This is a genomic window from Exiguobacterium sp. s26, from assembly GCF_018618235.1.
In the GTDB taxonomy this organism is placed as follows: Bacteria; Bacillota; Bacilli; order Exiguobacteriales; family Exiguobacteriaceae; genus Exiguobacterium; species Exiguobacterium chiriqhucha.
Map to the genome: position 1 here is coordinate 252,230 of NZ_JACSLS010000005.1, position 18,260 is coordinate 270,489.

The following is an 18,260-nucleotide window of genomic DNA, read 5'->3' on the forward strand; positions in this document are numbered from 1 at the left end:
TGAATGAGGAGGCATTTTATGAACATCCCTACAATCAAACTACATGACGGTTACGAGATTCCGGCCATCGGACTCGGCACCGTCTATTTACGAGGTGAACCGGGCGTCGACGCCATCACGAGCGCCATCCGCAACGGTTATCGCCTCATCGACTCGGCGATTCGTTATGACAATGAAGGGACGGTCGGCGAGGCCATTCGCCAAGCCGGCATCCCCCGCGAGCAACTGTTTTTGACGTCGAAGCTCCGCGCTCAATACTTCGATTACGACACTGCGCTCGAGATGATTCGCGAATCGCTCTACCGGGCGAACCTCGACTATTGGGACTTGTTCCTGTTGCACTGGCCGAACCCGAAACAAGACAAATACGTCGAGGCGTGGCGCGCCCTCATCCAAGCGAAAGAGAACGGATGGATCCGCTCCATCGGCGTCTCGAACTTCATGCCCGAGCATCTCGATCGTTTGATCGAGGAGACAGGTGAGACACCGGTCATCAACCAAATCGAGATGCACCCGTACTTCTCACAAGTCGAGCAACGTCAGGCCGACAAAGAGCGCGGCATCATCACGGAGGCATGGAGTCCGTTGAGCCGAGCCCGGACCGTCACGCATGACGAGACGATCGCCGAGATGGCGCGACAAAAAGGCAAGACCGTGTCCCAAGTCATTTTGCGTTGGCACGTCCAACTCGGTGTCATCCCGCTCCCGCGTTCATCGAGCGAGTTGCATCAAAAAGAGAATCTCGACGTCTTCAACTTCGAATTGACGGAGGACGAGATGGAGACGCTCAATGCACTCACGAAGCCGGACGGCCGCATCGACAACCAAGACCCGAGAGAATACGAGGAGTATTAAAAAAAGATTGAGCCGCCTGGGCTCAATCTTTTCTCGTTAAAACGCCGGAATCGCCGTTTCGTCGTAATTCTCTTCCAAGAACGCACGGACTTCGTCGCTCGTGAGCGCTTCGCCGAGTTTCTGGATCGCTTCTTCATCTTTATTATCTTCACGAGCCACGAGCGTGATCGCGAAGTCGTTCTCGACACCCTCCGTCAAGAGGGCATCGCTCTTCGGCGTCAAACCGAGTGGCGCCGCGTAGGCCGGCGTCATGAGGACCGCATCGACGTCGTCATATGCACGCGCGAGCATGAGCAAATCGACTTCCTCGAACTTGAGATTCTTCGGGTTTTCGGTGATATCGGCTTGCGTGTAATACGAACCGTTCTTCTCACCGAGCTCGATCACATCATGCTGTGCGAGCAACGAGAGCGAGCGGTCGATGTTCGACACGTCGTTCGCGATGGCAATCGTCGCGCCTTCCGGGATATCGTCCATGTTGTCATACTCTTTCGAGTAGACACCGTAGTTGGCGAAGTAAATCGGTTCGATTGGGACGAGGTTGGCGTCATTGCTGCGGTTGAACTCTTCCATGTACGGGACGTGTTGGAAGAAGTTCGCGTCGACTTCTTTTGCTGCGAGCGCCGTGTTCGGTTGGACGTTGTCACCGAGGACGACGATTTCGAGCTCGATGTTGTCTTCTGCGAGTTGCTCTTTCGCGATTTCAAGCATATCCGTCATCGGTGGGATGAGCGATGCGACTTTGAGCGTCTGCGGCTCGTTTGACGGGGCTTCCGTCGTGTTCGTTTCTGAATCGTTCCCACACGCCGCGAGGACGAGTGTGAGTGAGGCGAAAAGCGCCAATAATTTTTTCATAAGTTCTCCTTCTTTCTTTAGGTAATTAGCGTTTGTCGATGAGCCGAGCCACCGTCGTACCGGTGAACTGAATCATCTGAACGAAGACGAGCATGATGAGAATCATGTACATCATCAGCTCCGTCTTGAACTGTTGATAGCCGTAGCGGATGGCAAAATCGCCGATGCCACCGCCCCCGACCACCCCCATGATGGTCGAGTACGAGATGAAGCTGATGATCGACGTCGTCAGGCCGAGGACGAGTCCGGAACGGGCCTCGACGTACAAGAACTTGAAGATGACGTCTTTGATGGACGCCCCCATCGACACGGCCGCCTCGACGACGCCGCGCGGGACGTCAAGGAGCGACTGCTCGACGAGTCGCGAGTAATGGGCGATGGCGATGATGGCGAGCGGCACGGTTGCCGCCGCCGTCCCGATGGCCGTTCCGATGATGAGTCGCGTAAATGGAATCAAAAACACGACGAGTAAGAGAAACGGGAACGAGCGGACGATATTGACGACCAAGTTGAGCACGGAGAAGACGGCCCGATTTTCGAGCAACTGCCCTTTTCGTGACAAGTAGAGCCACGTCCCGAGCGGCAGACCGAGAAGGACGGCCGCGAGAATCGAGACGCCGACCATGATGAACGTCTCCCCGATCGATTGCCAAATCTCGGTCTGATATTGCAGGAGCACCTCAGGCATGTGGTTCACCTGCCTTCTTCAGTCGATTGACGAACCAGGACGGATTGTCGTCGATGTCTGCGACCCCGCTCGGCACGACGTCAATCGTCTCATACACCGAACCTTCCGTCATGACGGTCACGCGGTCGCACACTTGTTTGATGACGTCCATCTCATGAGTCACGATGACGATGGTGACACCGAGCCGCTCGTTAATCGACTTCAACACACCGAGCACTTCGGCCGTCGTGTTCGGGTCGAGCGACGACGTCGGCTCATCACATAACAAAACGTGCGGTTCGTTCGCGAGCGCCCGCGCGATGGCGACGCGCTGTTTCTGCCCGCCGCTGAGCTGCGCCGGATACTTGTCTTTAAACGACTCGAGCCCGACGAAACGCAAGCACTCGAGCACCCGGGCCTCATGCGTCGAGCGCGGTCGGCCAGCCAGTTTCAGCGACGCGGCCACGTTGTCATAGACGGTCTTGTTGGCGACGAGATTAAATTGTTGGAAAATCATGCCGATGACGTGACGCTTCTCGCGCAGCTGTCGACTCGACAGGCTCGTCAACTCGTCGCCATCGACGGTGACTTGCCCAGTATCCGGTATCTCGAGCAGGTTCATCAAGCGCAGCAACGTCGACTTGCCGGCCCCGCTCGCACCGATGATGCCGTATACCTCGCCCCGATCGATGTGAAGCGAGACGTCACGGACCGCTGCGTCGCGGCCGAACTGTTTGCTGACATTCGTTAACGTGATCATAGACGATTCCTTTCTCTCATGGGAAAACTAGGTTAACCACGTCCCCATTTTAGCGAACTAAAGCACGCTTGTCAGTTGAGGTGCTTCATAAAAAAGAACCGCACAGTGGCGGTTCACGTCAGCGGATGCTGTTTGAAATGGTCGGCGATATGACTCCGCATCGATTCGCGGTTCTCGGCAAAGATGCGGTGCCGGTGGCCGTTGCCTCCAGATGGATGGGGAAATCCGCTCACGACGCGCTCCGGCGCGATGATGCCCTTGTCGACGAGCGTCTCGACGGCCCGACGCACGTTGATGCCCATCGGCAAGATGAGGGCGTCCTCGAGGACACTCATCTCGTCGGCAAAACCGCCCTCAACGTAAGATTGAAATAAAGCTGTCCTCAAGATGTCCGGGCTCGACCCGTTGTAATTCTTCCCTTTATAGAAGACCGGGTACGGCAACACCGCCGTGTTCTGCACGAGATGGTTCGCCTCGCCGAACAAGTCGAGCGTCGTCGGGATTCCGAGATGGTGATGCAGATCCAAGTCGTCGAGCATCGTCACCAGGTTCTTGCGAATCGGTCCCGAGAAGCTGCCCCGCTGTTTGACGGCTCGGAGCGCCTCCTCATCGGGCGCGTCAGCCAAATCACGAATTGCCTCGAACGATTGCCGCATTTGATACAGTCCCGGCGTGATTCCTGCGATGACGACTTTGGCGTTCGGGTTGATGTATTCGAACGGCGCATAATAAATCGTGAGTTGTTTGTTCGGGTCCTCTTCGAGTAAGAACGGTTCACTCTTCAGTGTCTTCTCCTCCAAATCCGGTAACTCCAAAATATGTTGTTTATAACGTTGAAATAAATCGGTACGTGTCGGCATGTAAGTTCCTCCTCTATTTTTCTGTTCCCTAAACCGGCAAATCCTATCAGAGCTTCATGAACTCGTTTCGCGCATTGACGCGACACATCGGCTTTTGTATAGTTAGGAACGACAAAAACGAATAGGAGTGACCAATTTGACTCCAACAGAACCGACGACACGATTCCTCGATCTCCTAAGCGAGCGTCACGACCAAATCCGCCGCATCAGCGAGCGGGCTTGGAACGAACAACACGATATCTATATCTCCAACTCCGAATGGTACGTGCTCGCCCGGATTTATCGAACGAAACCGACCATTGCCGAAGTGACGCGCAACGTCCACATCTCCCGTCAAGCGATCCATAAGCTCATCAAGAACTTGAAAGCGAAAGAACTTGTCACGGTGACTGATCACCCGACGAGTCGAAAAGATAAATGTATCGAGCTGACCGAGCTCGGGGTCCGTTGCTACGAACAGAACGAGGCACTGAAAGCCGAACTCGAGCAAAAAATAGCCGATTCACTCGGTGACGACGCGTTCCGACAACTGAAAATGTTGTTGAAAGCCGACTGGAATTTGTAATCTCTCCTACATGATTGGGAGGGATTTTTTTGTGTCATATCTCACCTCAAATGTCAACCGAGTTGACATTTCGTGTCATGAACTACTATACTTGATGAAAGGAAGAGGTGATCGATTTGTTCAAAACTGGTGATTTAATCATCTATTCGACCCACGGAGTTTGCCGTATTGACGACATTTCCGACATGACGGTCGCGGGTGAGACGAAGTCGTACTACACGCTCCATCCCATCAATAACGCACAGAAGTTGCAAATCAGTATCCCCGTCGATAGTGATAAAGTGATGATGTTGACGCTCCTTGAAGCGAAAGAAGCAAAAGAGATTCTCGAATCGTTCCGCTCGCCGGGTGTCGAATGGAATCCCCATCCGAACAACCGCAATCGCGAATTCTTGAACGTCGTGCACTCGGGTAACCGTCACGAGATCGCTCAAGTCATCAACACGCTTGCCCGTCGCCAAAGCGAGGCGCTCGCGTTGAACAAAAAGTTATATGAACAGGACCGTAAGATTCTAGAGAACGCTAAAACGATCCTCGTGAAAGAACTTTCGCTCGCGCTTGAATTATCGGAAGAAATCATCGATCAACAAATTGCTGCTTATTTGAGCGAAGAACCTGTCGCCACTACTTGATTGGCCCCTTCCGTGCGAAGAGGTCTTTTTTTATGCAAAAATTGAAAAGAAAAAGCGAGAATATGTTCATATCCTCGCTTTTTCTCGCTTAATTGTGGACGACGCCTTTCTCTTTCAGGCCAAGCGCCATCGCTGTCGATTCGTGAATTGTCTTGAACAGTTCCGGGTGATCGGAGAGCGAGACGCCATAAGACGGCACTATCTCTTTGATTTTCGGTTCCCATTCCGGCATCCGGTTCGGGAAGCACTGTTCGAGCACTTTTAACATGACGTGTACGGCCGTCGATGCACCGGGTGACGCACCGAGCAGCGCTGCGACCGATCCGTCTTCGGCGCTGACGACTTCCGTTCCGAACTGGAGTGTCCCTTTGCCGTCCGACGTGTCTTTGATGACTTGCACACGTTGTCCAGCGACGACAATTTCCCAGTCCTCATTCTTCGCGGTCGGAATGAATTCGCGGAGCTCGTCCATCCGTTTGTTGTGCGACAAGAGCACCTGCTCAATCAAATATTTCGTGAGCGGCATCTCTTTCGCCCCAGCCGCGAGCATCGTCACGACGTTGTATGGTTTGACCGATTGGATGAGATCGAGGTTCGAGCCCGTCTTCAAGAACTTCGGCGTAAAGCCGGCGAACGGTCCGAACAACAATTCTTTGCGCCCTTCGATGAAGCGCGTGTCGAGGTGCGGCACCGACATCGGCGGTGCGCCGACTTTCGCTTTGCCGTATACTTTCGCGTTGTGCTGTTCGATGACGTCACGGTTCTTACAGACGAGGAACAAGCCGCTCACCGGGAACCCGCCGATATGTTTCGACTCTGGGATACCCGTCTTTTGAAGGAGCGGCAGGCTACCACCACCGCCGCCGATAAACAGGAACGGCGCCGTGTGCGTCTCAATCGTGTTCGCCTCGATGTCTTTCACTTTCACTTCCCACAAACCGTTCGCCAACCGTTTCACGTCCTCGACGCTATGCTTGTAATTGACCTCGACGCCTTGGCCGGTCAAATGGTCAAACAGCATCCGTGTAAGCGCACCGAAGTTGACGTCGGTACCTGAATCGATTTTCGTCGCCGCGATCGGCTCATCGACGGAACGTCCTTCCATGACAATCGGCATCCAGTCACGGAGTTGTTCCGGGTCATCCGATAAAACCATCCCTTCAAACAACGGATTATTTGTTAGCGCTTCCAAACGTTTCTTCAAGAAGCGGACATCATTCTCGCCTTGGACCATACTCATATGTGGAATCGAACGGATGAACGCTTCCGGATTTTGAATCAAGCCTTTGTTGACGAGATGCGCCCAAAACTGACGCGAGATTTGGAACTGCTCATTGACGTTGATCGCTTTCGAGATGTCGAGCGTACCATCCGGCTTCTCGGTCGTATAGTTCAACTCGCAGAGGGCGGCATGTCCCGTCCCGGCGTTGTTCCATTCGTTCGAACTCTCTTCCCCTGCACTTTCGAGCTTCTCAAACACTTTGACTTCCCACTCTGGTACGAGCTCTTTAAAGAGCGATCCGAGCGTCGCACTCATGATGCCTGCACCAATCAAAATGACGTCTGTTCTCTTTTGAACACTGCTCATGAAAACCCCATCCTTCTCCCCTGGATTTGTGTATGAGACGATTCGGTAAATCCCCATTCGCCGACTCGCCCCGTTTATAATTGTTATATTGATTATAACGCTTTTGTGATGTTTGATAAGGGTTAAGTACGGATTTCATCCATGAAACTTTTGAAGGGGGGAATGCAATCCGTGAAGCGCGGCATCCGTTTTAAAATCCCGAATACATATGGACGCTTTCTGGCCGACATGTTGAGTCCCATCGATATCGCCTCTTACAGCTGGTTCGTCGGTGGTGAGGAATCGTATCGTGTGAAGAACGGCGACCTCGATCAACCGTTGTTTCCTGGAGAGACCGAGGTAGATGGAGAAACGTTTTCTGATTTGATTCATCAGGATGACCACTATCTTATCTCTGCGAATTTAAAAGCCTTTTCGAAAGAACCGGTGAAAGACATTGAGACGTACGAGGCGTTTCGTGATAGCCATTGTGACCTTGCCCTGCTCATCGTCGACTCCACGTTCGTCGACATGTACTGCAAGGATGAGCCTCTGCTTGAATCGCTTTATCAGCATGCTCTCGCTTGCAGATTTGAGGACGTCTCTTACTTGACCGATGCCAACGATACGAGAACGAGTTTGACCGTCTGGTAAGCACTTAACCTTATAATGAAGGAGAATTTTTCATGCCTACGTTCTATCTTATCCGCCATTGCTCCGCCACCGGCCAAGAGCCGGACGCCCCGCTCACCGAGGCCGGCGAACAGCAGGCACTCGCCCTCGCTGACTTCTTTCAGGATGTTCCCGTCGATCGCATCATCTCGAGCGACTATACGCGAGCCATCGCCTCGATTACACCGCTCGCTACAGTTAAGCAGTTGACCATCGAGACGGAGCCGAAGTTGCGCGAGCGCATCCTCTCGCTCGAACCGCGCGACGATTGGTTCGAGCTGCTCCGTCATTCGTTCACCGATGCCTCGTTCCGTCTGCCGGGCGCCGAGTCGGGTCAAGATGCGACGAATCGGATTTTGAGTGTCATCGACCGAATCGACGACGGAAACGGTGTGACTATCCTCGTGACGCACGGCAATCTGCTCGCGCTACTGCTCCAACATGTGGATAACTGCTTCGACTTCGACACGTGGCGCACACTCAGCAATCCTGACGTCTATCGCCTCGACATTGTGGATAACTTTTGGTCCGTAAAACGCGTTTGGACCGTCCCTGCCTGTGGATAACGTTATCCACAGAAAAAGCCGTCTCGCAGATGAGACGGCTTTCGTTTTATTTTTCTACGAAAAACATCGAGATGGCCCCGAGACCGACGTGCGTCCCGACCGAGACACCCATCTGCATCAGGTAAATCTCGCCGTCAAAGTCGGATTCGGCTTGAATCTTCGCCTTCAAGTTCTCGGCAATCTTTTGATCTGACGTATAGCCAATGATGACGAAGTTGGTAATGTCTTTGTCGCAGCGTTTGATGAACTCGTCCGTATAGTGCTTGAGCACTTTACGCGTTCCCCGCTCTTTGGCGACGATGGCGCCTTTGCCGTTCTTCATGCTCATGATTGGCTTGACCATCAACAACTTGCCGATGATGGCGCTCGCATTCGAGATGCGTCCGCTCTTAATCAAGTGGTCCAAATCATCGACGGACAAGAAGTGCTTCACTTTCATTTTATACGTCTCGTTGAACTCGACGAGCTCCTCGAACGTCGCCCCGGCTTCGCGCATCTGCGCGCTCTTCATCAACAACCAACCGCTCCCGTGGCTCATCGAACGTGAGTCGACGATATGAATCTTCACCGTCGAATCTGGATGCGCCTCTTCGAAGTATTCTTTTCCGAGCACGGCCGATTGATACGACCCGCTCGTCCCGCTCGACATACAGATGCAAAGAATCTCGTCATGTCCGCTCTCGACGGCCTCTTCCATCAATTTCATGAACGTTGCTGGGCTCGGCATCCCCGTCGTCGGGAATTCCGGTAGCGCTTCCAACATTCCGTAAAACTCATCAGGCTGGATGTCGACACGGTCCTCATACGATTTATTGTCAATCGTAATGATGAGCGGCGCGACGCCAATCTCATATTTTGCTAAAATCTCATCGGATAAATCACAAGTTGAATCTGCTAGTAATTTTATCATGGTACCCTCCAAATAATCGCCCCTAAATGACGAGAATCGTCCTAGACCACTACGTCGATTCAGACGTCACGATAGGACTTCTCCATTGTATCAGATATGGAGGGGTAGATGTTTTTTTGCCAGGCTCGGATGTGCGTTTGTTTGCTCGTGTCGAAGCAGCCATTCCTTTCGCCAGAGGCCGCCCGCATAGCCCGTCAACGTCCCGTTCGATCCGATGACGCGATGGCACGGGATGACGATGCTCAACCGATTGCGCCCGTTGGCACTGCCGACGGCCCGCACGGCGCGGTCCCGGCCGAGTGTCACGGCCAGTTCGCGATACGAGGTCGTCTCGGCGTATGGAATCATGACCAGCGCCTGCCACACGTCCTGTTGAAACACCGTCCCCTCGACTTCAAACGGGAACGTGAACGATTGGCGACGTCCGTTGAAGTACTCCTCGATTTCTCGGTAGCACGTCTTCAACACGTCCAGCGTCGTCTCATCCGCTTCAAAGCAGACGTCAGTACGTTCAACGAACAGGATGGAACGGATGGCCGTCTCTGTCCCGACAATCTCTAGAATTCCAATCGGACTCACATAGTCCAGTCTATACGTCTCCATATAAGGACCTCCATAAATAGAATGTGGCGTACGCTTCCCATCCGGCAAAGCGTTCCCCGTACTGCCTCACTTCGTCTGCCGTCAACTTGTCGCTTCGCCCGAGGTGATGCTTCAACGCCTGATGCAGACCGGCGTCCGCGGCCGGGAACGCCGTCGGATCTTGGAAACACTTCATCCGCACATATGCGGCCGTCCACTCCCCGACACCACGCAAGCTCAGCAACCGTCCATGCATCGCGTCGGGTGGCTCGCTGCGTAACTGTTGTTTCGACAATCGTCCGTCCGTCATTTCCTGGGCGATGCCGATGATATATTCTGCTTTTCGGGTGCTGAATTGGAGCGGTCTCAGTTCACTCGGGTCGAGCAGCGCGATCGTCTCAGGATTTGGGAACGCCCAGTACGTCACGCCGTCCACTTCCCGGGATGGTCCATACTGCTCGACGAACCGTCGTTTCAACGTATAGGCGAACGACAGCGTGATCTGTTGACCGATGACGGCCCACGCGAGCGCCTCGAACAAGTCCGGGAACCCGATCAGGCGTAGCCCCTCGTACTCTCGGACGAGCGGACGCAACAGTCCATCCGTCTCGGCCATCCGCACGAACGCCGCGACGTCTTGGTCGAGGTCGAACCAGTCGCGGACGTAGCGCTCCACGTGTTTCTGTTCCGAGCTCGTGATGTCGTCTTCCGGGAACGTGATGACGAGGCCGTGAGACGTCTCCATGATGTCCCCGAGCAGCAATCGTCCGTCCACATCGAACAGCTTTGAGACGGACGTTTGACTTGCGACATGCATCACTTCATCGTCAGAGCGTCGCAAAAATTGCAGACATTGTTGAAAGTTAAACGGAACGGTGACGTGAATCTCGAACGATGAGCGACTCATCGGCTCCCCCCTTTCGATACATGCTCGGTGAACAACCCTTTAGCCGTCGGAAGACGCGATAAAAGTTGGATGGGGTTTGAAAGCCGACCTCATAACAGATGGCGAGATTGCTCATGTCCGTCGTCCGCAACAGATTGGCCGCCTTGTCGATGCGAACCTTTTCGAGCAGACGGCGCGGCGTCTCGCCCGTCGCTTGCGTGAACGTCCGCTCGACGTAGAACGGGCTCAAGCTGACGTGCTCGGCAATCTCCTCAAGCTTGAGCGGCCATTTGTAATGCGTGAGCACGAACGCCGTCACGTCATGGACGAGCGCGCTCGCCGGACTACGGTCGACCTCGGGCTGACATCGTTTGCACGGCCGAAAGCCGGACGACTCCGCTTCAGCTTTCGTCTCATAAAAATCGACATTCTCCCGCTTCGGCTTCCGCGAGCGGCACGAGGGACGACAGTAAATCCCGGTCGTCTTGACCGCGGTATAAAACTGTCCGTCATACGTCGCGTCACAGACGAGCACTTTCTCCCACTTCTCTTCAAACGTCAGCATCTCGTCACCCCCTTTGTTCCACTGTATCAGATTGATTTTCGTTCACTCGTCCTATTTCTTGCGTTTACAGTCTACATTCCCGCGATTCACGAATCTCATTTATTTTGAATCCGTCTTCCCGTCTGACTCGTACTATGATTACACGACTCAATTGAGTACACTTTAGCTAATCAAGATTTCGATAGTTTGTCAGAAGGAGCACATACGATGCAAAAGCGATTTTCCTGGAAACAACTGAAATGGTTGCTTCCATTCCTATTGATTGGATTGATTCTTTATCAGAGCGGTCAGGAGCTCCAAAACCTTTCGCTCGCCGCGGCGTTTCAAACGTTAGAGGCATTGACGGGCTTCGAACAGATTGCCTTGATCGGCCTCGGCCTCGTCGCCGTCTTGTCGATGACCGGATACGACTACTTTTTACTGCGCTCGCTCGACGTCCAGCTCCCGCTCTCGAAGTTGCTTCGCGCGGCATGGATCACGAACGCGATGAACGGCATGATCGGGTTTGGCGGCGTCATCGGCATCGCGCTCCGAACGTCGCTGTATCGTCCATATACGGACACGTTGCGTTTGCTCCGGGCCATCGGTTGGATGACCCCGACGCTCATCAGCGGCTTGTCGCTGCTTGCCGCAGGAGTGCTCATCGGACTTTTCCCGGCCGGCGTGCTCACCGGAACGAAACAATGGATTTGGCCCGTGCTCCTCACGACACTCGCCGTCCTGCCGCTCTACATATACGTGACGCGGAAACGCTCGAACTTGGATTGGACGACATTGCTCGGCTATATCGCGACGTCGCTCGCCGAATGGGTGACGGCCGGACTCGTCGCCTTGTATGCCCTGCATTTGCTCGGAGGCGAAGCACCGCTCACGGCCATGATGGGTGTCTTCATCGTCGCGACTATCGTCGGGGTCGTCTCGCTCGTCCCGGGTGGTGTCGGTTCGTTTGATCTATTATACCTCGTCGGGATGACCCAGCTCGGCATCGACCAAGAGATTGTCCTGTCTTCTTTGATCGTCTATCGCTTCGTCTACTTCATCGTCCCGTTCATGATCGGCCTGTTCTTGGCGGCCCTCGTCTTCGGGGACCAGGTCGTCAAACAGATCGAGTATAAACCGATGATCGGGTCGTCCTATGAGATCGGGACCGTCGTCTGGCGCATCGTGTCGCGCACACTCGCCAAGACCGGACGGCTCGCCGGAAGCCTGATCGCATTGATGACGAGCCTCGTCTTGTGGTTCCAGACGCTGTTACCAAGCGTGTCACCGCTCTATTCGACCGCCCTCTGGTTACAGTGGGTCGGCACGCTCGCGCTGTTCACGGCCGGTCTGTTGACGCTACTGACCACGTTCGGGATGTACATTCGGACAAAGCGTGTGCTCTGGCTCGTCGGGGTCGCAGTTTTCATTGCCAGTATCGGTGTCATCGCGCGCGGCTTCAATCTGTTTGAAGCGTTCGTCGTCGGTGGGTTCGCCTTGTTCGTCTGGTTGACCCGGACCCAGCACAAACGCTATCGTTCCATCGTGACCGTCAGCCGCTTCGTCCGCAACGTCGCCTATGTCGGCCTCTACGTCGGCACGCACGCGTTCCTGCTGCAGTCGTTCAGTCAGACCGACACGATTTTCTTCGATCCGGAAGCTGCCGCCGGGTTGAGCATCGCTTCCGTCGTTTTGTCCGGACTGCTGATGATCGGCATCTTCACGCTGTTCAACCGGTTGAAACGTCCAAAGCTCGGCACGTCGTTTGAACCGTCCCGTTTCGCGGCGTTTCAAGCCACGCATGCGACGACGAGCACGTTCGATTTGGCCTATATGAACGACAAGCTCGTCTATTATGGGCCGGACGACGAGGCGTGTCTTTTGTTCGCCGTATCCGGCAATCACGCCATCGTTCTCGGGGATGTGCAAGGAGCGCGAGACGCCGCGTCACACCTGTTGCTCGCCTTTATCGAAGAGACGGACCGGCTCGGCTATATCCCGCTCTTTTATCAAGTCACCCCGGACTGGATGCCGCGCCTGCACGACGCCGGGTTCACATTCTTCAAGCTCGGTGAAGAGGCGACGGTCGATGTTGCCACGTTCTCGCTCACTGGCAAAAAGCGTGCCAACATGCGCTCGCTCCACAACCAATTTACGAAGCGAGGCTATACGGCTGACATCGTCATGAATCCGTCTTCCGAGCTGATTGCGTCATTGCGCGGCATCTCGGAAGACTGGCTCGGTAATCGAAGTGAGAAAGGGTTCTCGCTCGGGTTCTTTCATGAACAGGCGCTCGCGCACTATCCGCTGGCGCTCCTCCGGGATGAGACGGGTGCTGTCGTCGCCTTCATCACCTTGCTGCGGGGCCGCGACACCGTCTCCATCGATTTGATGCGCTCTGGGGCTGACGCTCCGCCCGGCTCGATTGAAGTGCTGATTCTGCACGTGATCGAGTGGGCACGGGCCAACAACTACGCCCATGTCGGCCTCGGCATGGCGCCGCTCGCCTCAGTCGGGGAGCAACCGTTCGCGTACTGGCCGGAGCGGATTGCGGCCGATATTTTCGAGAACATCAGTTACATCTATCCGTTCAGTGGGCTCCGTCAGTTCAAACGCAAGTTCACACCGACGTGGGACGCGAGATATTTGGCCATCCGCAAGCGTCGGAAATTGCTTCCGTCCTTGCTGCGAACGGCGCGGTTGATTAGCCGAAAAAAAGTTCAATGACAGGAGAAAGGAGCGTCTCGACGTAATCGAGGCGCTCCTTTTGTTCAGTTATTTCGTTGTCACACTAACATTATCAATCGTCACATCGTGTGCACCGAGCGGCGAGCCGTCCGTGCGGCCGAGCAAGAACTTCATGGCTGTCATGTCCGTCTGGCCCATCGTGAGCTCGAACTCGTACGACTTCGTCTCAGGAGTAACTTGGACGATTTCGCTCAAGTAACGCGTGTACGCAGCGTTCTCAATCGTCACTTCCATGTTGCGGGCTACTGTTGATTTGGCATCAAAGCGCACGACGTACGTTTGACCTGCATGCAACTCGAGACCGCCCTGTTCCATGAGCACGCTCCACGGCTCGGTTCCTTCTTTTCATAGCTATAGATGGCGCCCCACTGTTTGCGCATCGAAAACAATAGCGAAATCATCGATTCATAATACGGGATGAACGTTCCTTCTTGAATTCGCTCAAGAATCGTCGCCTCATCCGCCCACTGCACGGCCTGTACTTCCGATTCTTGAAGCGTCAGGCTATCCAAATCGACTTCTGTCTCGACGAGGTAGATGTCGTCGAAGCCTTCGTCAAAATTGACCGTCAAATGCGGTCGTGTTTGGGCTAAGTCGAGCTTCAGCCCAATCTCTTCTTCAAGTTCGCGCATCGCCGCCTGTTGGCTCGTATCACCGACCGTGGCACTGCCCCCGACCGTGATGTCCCACATGTTCGCCCAACCGTCCTTGAACGGCTGGCGTTGCTGAATCAACATCTGTCCGTCTTTGTTGAAAATGCAGACGTGAATGACGAGATGATAATCATCTGTCTCTAGGCGGGTGCCCCGTTGCCACGTCCGCCCTGTCTTCTTGCGGTCCACATCATACACATCCCAAAACTCCATCGTTCCATCCCCTTTATGTTGCCGCGCTAGCACCTGCAGCTTGGTCTGCCTTCGCACAATCGATTGCGACGACGATTGAGATGAGCATGTGCTCCATTGTCTCGTCCATCACTTGAATCTCGTAACTATCGCCCCATGATAGCCATTTCTTTTGGACGCTGCCGATGACTTGACCGTTCTGCATCACTTGGAAGTCCATGTCCCACCAGTTGCCTTGCACATCGATTCCGGCCGCATCAATCGTATATCGCGGCTTGAATAACGTAAACTCTTTCGAAATCGTGACCGTCTCTTGGCCTTCGACATCAACATAGAACTTCGGCAAGAAACTGAACGTCTTTTTCGTGATGGTCGTAATCTCATGCCCTTCTTTGTCTGAGATCGTGAACGACTTCGGCAGCTTCATGAAGCTCCCTTCGACGAAGTACCGATCGTTCTCATCCGCATCTTTGATCGTGAAACGTCCGCGCAGGCTGAAAACCTTTTGTTTCATGTAGAGCGTGTTCATCGTCATCCCTCCGATTTGGTCGTGATACCATGTATACGAGTATTTACCCAACTATGGTTCAGTTCATTGTATTTTTCTGTGCTGATCGTTGAGAGGAGTTTTTATGAACAGTCAAGTTTCAATCGAAGTGGATCTCGACTCTTTAACTTATGAGACACACATCATCGGCAATATTGCCTTCGTCATCGATGCTTATGCTTATTTCCCGGGACAAGGATGGTCTGATTTCGTCGCCGTCGTCTTGAACTGGTGGATTCCTAATGCCCGCGCCCTCTTATTCGCACCATTGCATGAGACATACTCGTTTCAATTCATGGACGGCCCGATCCGGATAGCCGCTAAAAAGGTGACCGCCACAGAAGTTGAGCTCACTTTTGTAGAAGATGTTCATTCTAAGACGCCTGTGGGGACTGTATCGCTTGAGGAATTGAAAGATGCCCTCATCAAAGCGACACGTCAGTTCATCAATGCCGTGGATCGACTCGGCTGGAGAAACGAGGACGTCGAGACGTTACGACACGCAATCAAAGTGCTACATACAAGCTAAATCTAACCAAAAAGACGACGCGGCAACTGTCCGCGTCGTCTATAAATCCGATTTTATTATTTGATTTTTCCACGGTTTTCTAACAACTCAAAAATGCGCGCGGCTTGATCCGTGTTATCGATCATGCCCGTGAATTGCTCTTTTTGAGGACCGTACGCATAGACCGGCACGTCGTCCCCGGTATGACCGTCCGTCGTCCAACCAGTCCCTGAGCGGACGTCGAAGATTTTTTCAATCGCATTGTCAATCTTCGTCACGTCTTTCGTTTCGGCAGCTTGCTGGACCGATTTGATTTCCGCATCCGTCAAGTCGAGGTCGATCCATTCGTTCAAGACGGCTTCGACGTCTTTTCCTAACTCGATTTGTTTCGCCATGAAGTCCGGCGTGCGTTTCGCGGCTTGGATTGGAGCCGCATCCCAGTTATAGTTGCCGTCCGAGCCAATCGAGAAGCCGCCGGTCGAATGGTCGGCCGTGACGATGACCAACGTCTCTCCGTTCTCTTTCGCGAACTCCTCGACTTCCTTGAACGCATTCTCGAAGTCTTTCATCTCACTCATCGCGCCGACAACATCGTTGTCATGACCGGCCCAGTCGATTTGACTGCCTTCGACCATCAAGAAGAATCCATCTTCGTCGTCCTCTAAGCGGTCGAGCGCCGACATCGTCATGTCGGCCAAGCTCGGTTGGCTGTCGTCCCGGTCGATCATCTTATCGAGTCCGACCTCGGCGAACAGACCGAGCACTTGTTGATTGTCGTCCTGCTTCATCTCTTCCGCCGATTTTACATAGCTATATCCATCTTGTTGGAACTGTTTCGCGATATTGCGGTCCGAGCGTTCGAAGAAGTCGGTCCCGCCGCCTAGCATGACGTCGATTTTATGTTCCCCATTAATCAACTCATCATAATAATCGTTGGCGATCGCGTTCTCACTCTTGCGTTCTTCTTCGTGGGCACCGTACGAGGCCGGTGTCGCGTGTGTGATTTCCGACGTTGCGATGATCCCGGTCGACATGCCGTTCTCTTTCGCCTGCTCGAGGACCGTTTTCACGTCCGACTTGTCGTTGTCGACCGCGATGGCATTGTTGTACGTCTTGACACCGGCGCTCATCGCTGTGGCCGCTGCTGCTGAGTCCGTCACGTTCTCGGCCTCATCCTCTGGATACGTCGACTGCAAGCCGACCAAGTGTGGATCGAACGCCGTCTGTGGCATGTCCACTCCTTCTGTGTCGTTCATGTAGCGTAGCGCCGTCGTATATGGAACGCCCATCCCGTCCCCAATCATGAAGATGACGTTTTTCGCTTTGCCGTTCTTGCCTTCCTTCGCCTGTACCTCTGTCTCGTTTTGTTGCATCCCGACAAGTCCGCCGATTGCGAGCGTCGACACGACGGCCAACGGAATCACTTTTTTCATCGATTTCTTCATTTCCTTAGTCCCTCCCGAATATGTACTGCTTGTGCTGACTTTTGTAGACTAAAGGATTTTTGTTAAGAAGCTTTTTCAACACCGAGTCAATCCTGTATAGGTTTTGTAAAGACGACAAAAAAGAATCGACGCATGGTCGATTCTCTGTTCACTCTTTCAACGCCGTTTCGACGAACGTCATCAAGGCGTCCAAATTGGTCATGTTCTCGTTGCATGAGGCACTGTCTGTACAAATATACGTCCCAATCGCTTTATAATAGTCAGGATTTTTCGCTTGTTTCGCTTTTGTGATGGTGACACAGTACGAGACTTCTGCAAACTGGTTACAGAAGGCGCAAATATTTTTCTTCGCGTTCGAGCTTGCCTTGAGCTCGATTCCCATGAGCTGATGATCCTTCTCGCAAACGATATATTTCCGATTGGAACGTAAGTCGTTCCAGCTCATGTAGGACATCCGATTCACATTAAAACTCACTGCGTCCGGAAGCCTTAGCTTTTTCTGTTTGGGAAACATTTTTTTCACTTGTAGTTCCGTAACTTGAGGGAATGACCGGACATGAGGTCTTAACCCTTCTATGAAAACGTCATACGATTCATCTGTCTTTAAATTGGATACGTCCATCATCGCAAGCTGAGATGGCGTCGCATCTGGAAACAGATATGCGATTTTAGCATTAGCCAAATCGATGACGGCTTGTAATACGGAAGCCGGTAAGCTTTTCTTTCGACTATCTCGAATGATTTCGACTTGTTCTCGAATGAAGTTGAATTGGTGGTTTTCCATAAAACGCTCTGACATGTTCAGTCATCCTTTCTCCATCCTGACTTCTTTTAGTGTAAAGGATTTTGCAAGACAAGATTGCACCGACTTCCAGTTAGAACTGTTTTATACAAAAAACGGCACAATCGCAACTATGCGTTGTGCCGTTGATTAATTTGAAGAGTAAACGATTTTTCGAATGGTCGTGACGGCCAAATGGTATTCAGCCGCCAACTGGTCAACCCGAGTCCCCTTCGCATAGGATGTTCGAATCGCTTCATTCCGCTGTTCAAGCAGCTGTTTGCCACCACTGACTGTTCCCCAGCGCTTCTTTTCTTGACAGGTCCGGGGGACGTAAAGCGTCTCCCCTTGGACGTATCGTTGAACTTCCTGAAGCAACTTCTCCGGAAGAATCTGTTGCGCATTTACGTACTTCATATCTGCTCGCTCCTTATAGAAAATCCGACAATAAGGAAGCAAAGCCAT

Annotated in this window: 22 protein-coding genes; 7 read left to right on the plus strand and 15 right to left on the minus strand. The window is 53.2% G+C overall.

The genetic code is table 11. The annotated features are described in order from the left end of the window. The first annotated feature begins 18 nt into the window (after window positions 1-18). The gene (locus KNP82_RS10385) at window positions 19-855 is read left to right on the plus strand and encodes an aldo/keto reductase (RefSeq protein ID WP_214827883.1); all 837 of its coding nucleotides are present in this window, start codon (window positions 19-21) and stop codon (window positions 853-855) included. Between the two features lie 36 nt (window positions 856-891). Here the strand turns inward: KNP82_RS10385 and KNP82_RS10390 are convergent, their stop codons facing one another. The 4 genes from KNP82_RS10390 to KNP82_RS10405 all read right to left on the minus strand — a co-directional run bounded on the left by KNP82_RS10390 (window position 892) and on the right by KNP82_RS10405 (window position 3,997). Next, window positions 892-1,710 carry a MetQ/NlpA family ABC transporter substrate-binding protein gene (locus KNP82_RS10390; RefSeq protein ID WP_214827884.1) on the minus strand — a complete coding sequence of 273 codons (819 nt, stop codon included), beginning with the start codon at window positions 1,708-1,710 and terminating at the stop codon, window positions 892-894. 25 nt (window positions 1,711-1,735) lie between these two features. Next, window positions 1,736-2,398, minus strand: coding sequence for a methionine ABC transporter permease (locus KNP82_RS10395; RefSeq protein WP_131434434.1), 663 nt, complete (start codon window positions 2,396-2,398; stop codon window positions 1,736-1,738). Then, window positions 2,391-3,137, minus strand: a complete 747-nt coding sequence (locus KNP82_RS10400) for a methionine ABC transporter ATP-binding protein (protein WP_214827885.1) — start codon at window positions 3,135-3,137, stop codon at window positions 2,391-2,393. Before KNP82_RS10400 ends, KNP82_RS10395 begins: the two co-directional genes overlap by 8 nt. Before the next feature lie 113 nt (window positions 3,138-3,250). After that, window positions 3,251-3,997 carry a hypothetical protein gene (locus KNP82_RS10405; protein ID WP_214827886.1) on the minus strand — a complete coding sequence of 249 codons (747 nt, stop codon included), beginning with the start codon at window positions 3,995-3,997 and terminating at the stop codon, window positions 3,251-3,253. A gap of 136 nt (window positions 3,998-4,133) precedes the next feature. On the opposite strand from KNP82_RS10405, the gene KNP82_RS10410 reads away from it, so the two are divergent. Continuing rightward, complete coding sequence (locus KNP82_RS10410; RefSeq protein ID WP_214827888.1) at window positions 4,134-4,562, plus strand: MarR family winged helix-turn-helix transcriptional regulator; 429 nt, start codon at window positions 4,134-4,136, stop codon at window positions 4,560-4,562. Window positions 4,563-4,669: 107 nt separating this feature from the next. Then, window positions 4,670-5,194: a CarD family transcriptional regulator gene (locus KNP82_RS10415; RefSeq protein WP_214827891.1), complete on the plus strand. Its 525-nt coding sequence runs from the start codon at window positions 4,670-4,672 to the stop codon at window positions 5,192-5,194. A gap of 88 nt (window positions 5,195-5,282) precedes the next feature. Here KNP82_RS10415 and mqo read toward each other — a convergent pair whose 3' ends face one another. After that, window positions 5,283-6,782, minus strand: a complete 1,500-nt coding sequence (gene mqo, locus KNP82_RS10420; RefSeq protein ID WP_214827894.1) for a malate dehydrogenase (quinone) — start codon at window positions 6,780-6,782, stop codon at window positions 5,283-5,285. A 162-nt stretch (window positions 6,783-6,944) separates the two neighbouring features. Between mqo and KNP82_RS10425 the strand changes: the two genes are divergently transcribed. Together KNP82_RS10425 and KNP82_RS10430 are read left to right on the plus strand one after the other, a co-directional pair. Further along, window positions 6,945-7,415, plus strand: a complete 471-nt coding sequence (locus KNP82_RS10425) for a DUF2691 family protein (RefSeq protein ID WP_251128713.1) — start codon at window positions 6,945-6,947, stop codon at window positions 7,413-7,415. Between the two features lie 32 nt (window positions 7,416-7,447). After that, window positions 7,448-7,999 carry a histidine phosphatase family protein gene (locus KNP82_RS10430; RefSeq protein WP_214827896.1) on the plus strand — a complete coding sequence of 184 codons (552 nt, stop codon included), beginning with the start codon at window positions 7,448-7,450 and terminating at the stop codon, window positions 7,997-7,999. A gap of 46 nt (window positions 8,000-8,045) precedes the next feature. Here KNP82_RS10430 and KNP82_RS10435 read toward each other — a convergent pair whose 3' ends face one another. From KNP82_RS10435 to KNP82_RS10450, 4 genes are all read right to left on the minus strand, one after another. After that, window positions 8,046-8,909: a DegV family protein gene (locus KNP82_RS10435; protein ID WP_214827898.1), complete on the minus strand. Its 864-nt coding sequence runs from the start codon at window positions 8,907-8,909 to the stop codon at window positions 8,046-8,048. A 90-nt stretch (window positions 8,910-8,999) separates the two neighbouring features. After that, window positions 9,000-9,512: a methylated-DNA--[protein]-cysteine S-methyltransferase gene (locus KNP82_RS10440; protein WP_214827900.1), complete on the minus strand. Its 513-nt coding sequence runs from the start codon at window positions 9,510-9,512 to the stop codon at window positions 9,000-9,002. Then, the gene (locus KNP82_RS10445) at window positions 9,499-10,398 is read right to left on the minus strand and encodes a DNA-3-methyladenine glycosylase family protein (protein WP_214827902.1); all 900 of its coding nucleotides are present in this window, start codon (window positions 10,396-10,398) and stop codon (window positions 9,499-9,501) included. The genes KNP82_RS10440 and KNP82_RS10445 overlap by 14 nt, the downstream gene beginning before the upstream one ends. Next, window positions 10,355-10,942 (minus strand): bifunctional transcriptional activator/DNA repair enzyme AdaA, encoded by a 588-nt coding sequence (locus KNP82_RS10450; RefSeq protein WP_214827904.1) that lies wholly within the window; start codon window positions 10,940-10,942, stop codon window positions 10,355-10,357. The genes KNP82_RS10445 and KNP82_RS10450 overlap by 44 nt, the downstream gene beginning before the upstream one ends. A gap of 207 nt (window positions 10,943-11,149) precedes the next feature. Here KNP82_RS10450 and mprF point away from each other — a divergent pair, with 207 nt between their 5' ends. Beyond that, on the plus strand, window positions 11,150-13,648 hold the full coding sequence (gene mprF / locus KNP82_RS10455) for a bifunctional lysylphosphatidylglycerol flippase/synthetase MprF (protein WP_214827906.1): 2,499 nt from the start codon (window positions 11,150-11,152) through the stop codon (window positions 13,646-13,648). Window positions 13,649-13,696: 48 nt separating this feature from the next. Here mprF and KNP82_RS10460 read toward each other — a convergent pair whose 3' ends face one another. The 3 genes from KNP82_RS10460 to KNP82_RS10470 are packed head-to-tail and all read right to left on the minus strand — an operon-like array spanning window position 13,697 to window position 15,043. Continuing rightward, entirely contained in the window at window positions 13,697-13,963 is a 267-nt protein-coding gene (locus tag KNP82_RS10460) for a carbohydrate binding domain-containing protein (protein WP_251128714.1), read from the minus strand. Then, window positions 13,912-14,535 carry an NUDIX hydrolase gene (locus KNP82_RS10465; RefSeq protein ID WP_214827908.1) on the minus strand — a complete coding sequence of 208 codons (624 nt, stop codon included), beginning with the start codon at window positions 14,533-14,535 and terminating at the stop codon, window positions 13,912-13,914. Before KNP82_RS10465 ends, KNP82_RS10460 begins: the two co-directional genes overlap by 52 nt. Before the next feature lie 13 nt (window positions 14,536-14,548). After that, a complete protein-coding gene (locus KNP82_RS10470) occupies window positions 14,549-15,043 on the minus strand; it encodes an LURP-one-related/scramblase family protein (protein WP_214827910.1) in 495 nt (164 codons plus the stop codon). A gap of 103 nt (window positions 15,044-15,146) precedes the next feature. Here KNP82_RS10470 and KNP82_RS10475 point away from each other — a divergent pair, with 103 nt between their 5' ends. Next, entirely contained in the window at window positions 15,147-15,590 is a 444-nt protein-coding gene (locus KNP82_RS10475) for a hypothetical protein (RefSeq protein WP_214827913.1), read from the plus strand. A gap of 56 nt (window positions 15,591-15,646) precedes the next feature. Here KNP82_RS10475 and KNP82_RS10480 read toward each other — a convergent pair whose 3' ends face one another. The 3 genes from KNP82_RS10480 to KNP82_RS10490 all read right to left on the minus strand — a co-directional run bounded on the left by KNP82_RS10480 (window position 15,647) and on the right by KNP82_RS10490 (window position 18,212). Further along, on the minus strand, window positions 15,647-17,014 hold the full coding sequence (locus KNP82_RS10480; protein ID WP_214827915.1) for an alkaline phosphatase: 1,368 nt from the start codon (window positions 17,012-17,014) through the stop codon (window positions 15,647-15,649). A gap of 148 nt (window positions 17,015-17,162) precedes the next feature. Next, window positions 17,163-17,813 (minus strand): FusB/FusC family EF-G-binding protein, encoded by a 651-nt coding sequence (locus tag KNP82_RS15620; protein WP_214827917.1) that lies wholly within the window; start codon window positions 17,811-17,813, stop codon window positions 17,163-17,165. Window positions 17,814-17,945: 132 nt separating this feature from the next. Continuing rightward, window positions 17,946-18,212 carry a CD3324 family protein gene (locus tag KNP82_RS10490; protein WP_214827918.1) on the minus strand — a complete coding sequence of 89 codons (267 nt, stop codon included), beginning with the start codon at window positions 18,210-18,212 and terminating at the stop codon, window positions 17,946-17,948. Window positions 18,213-18,260 lie beyond the last annotated feature (48 nt).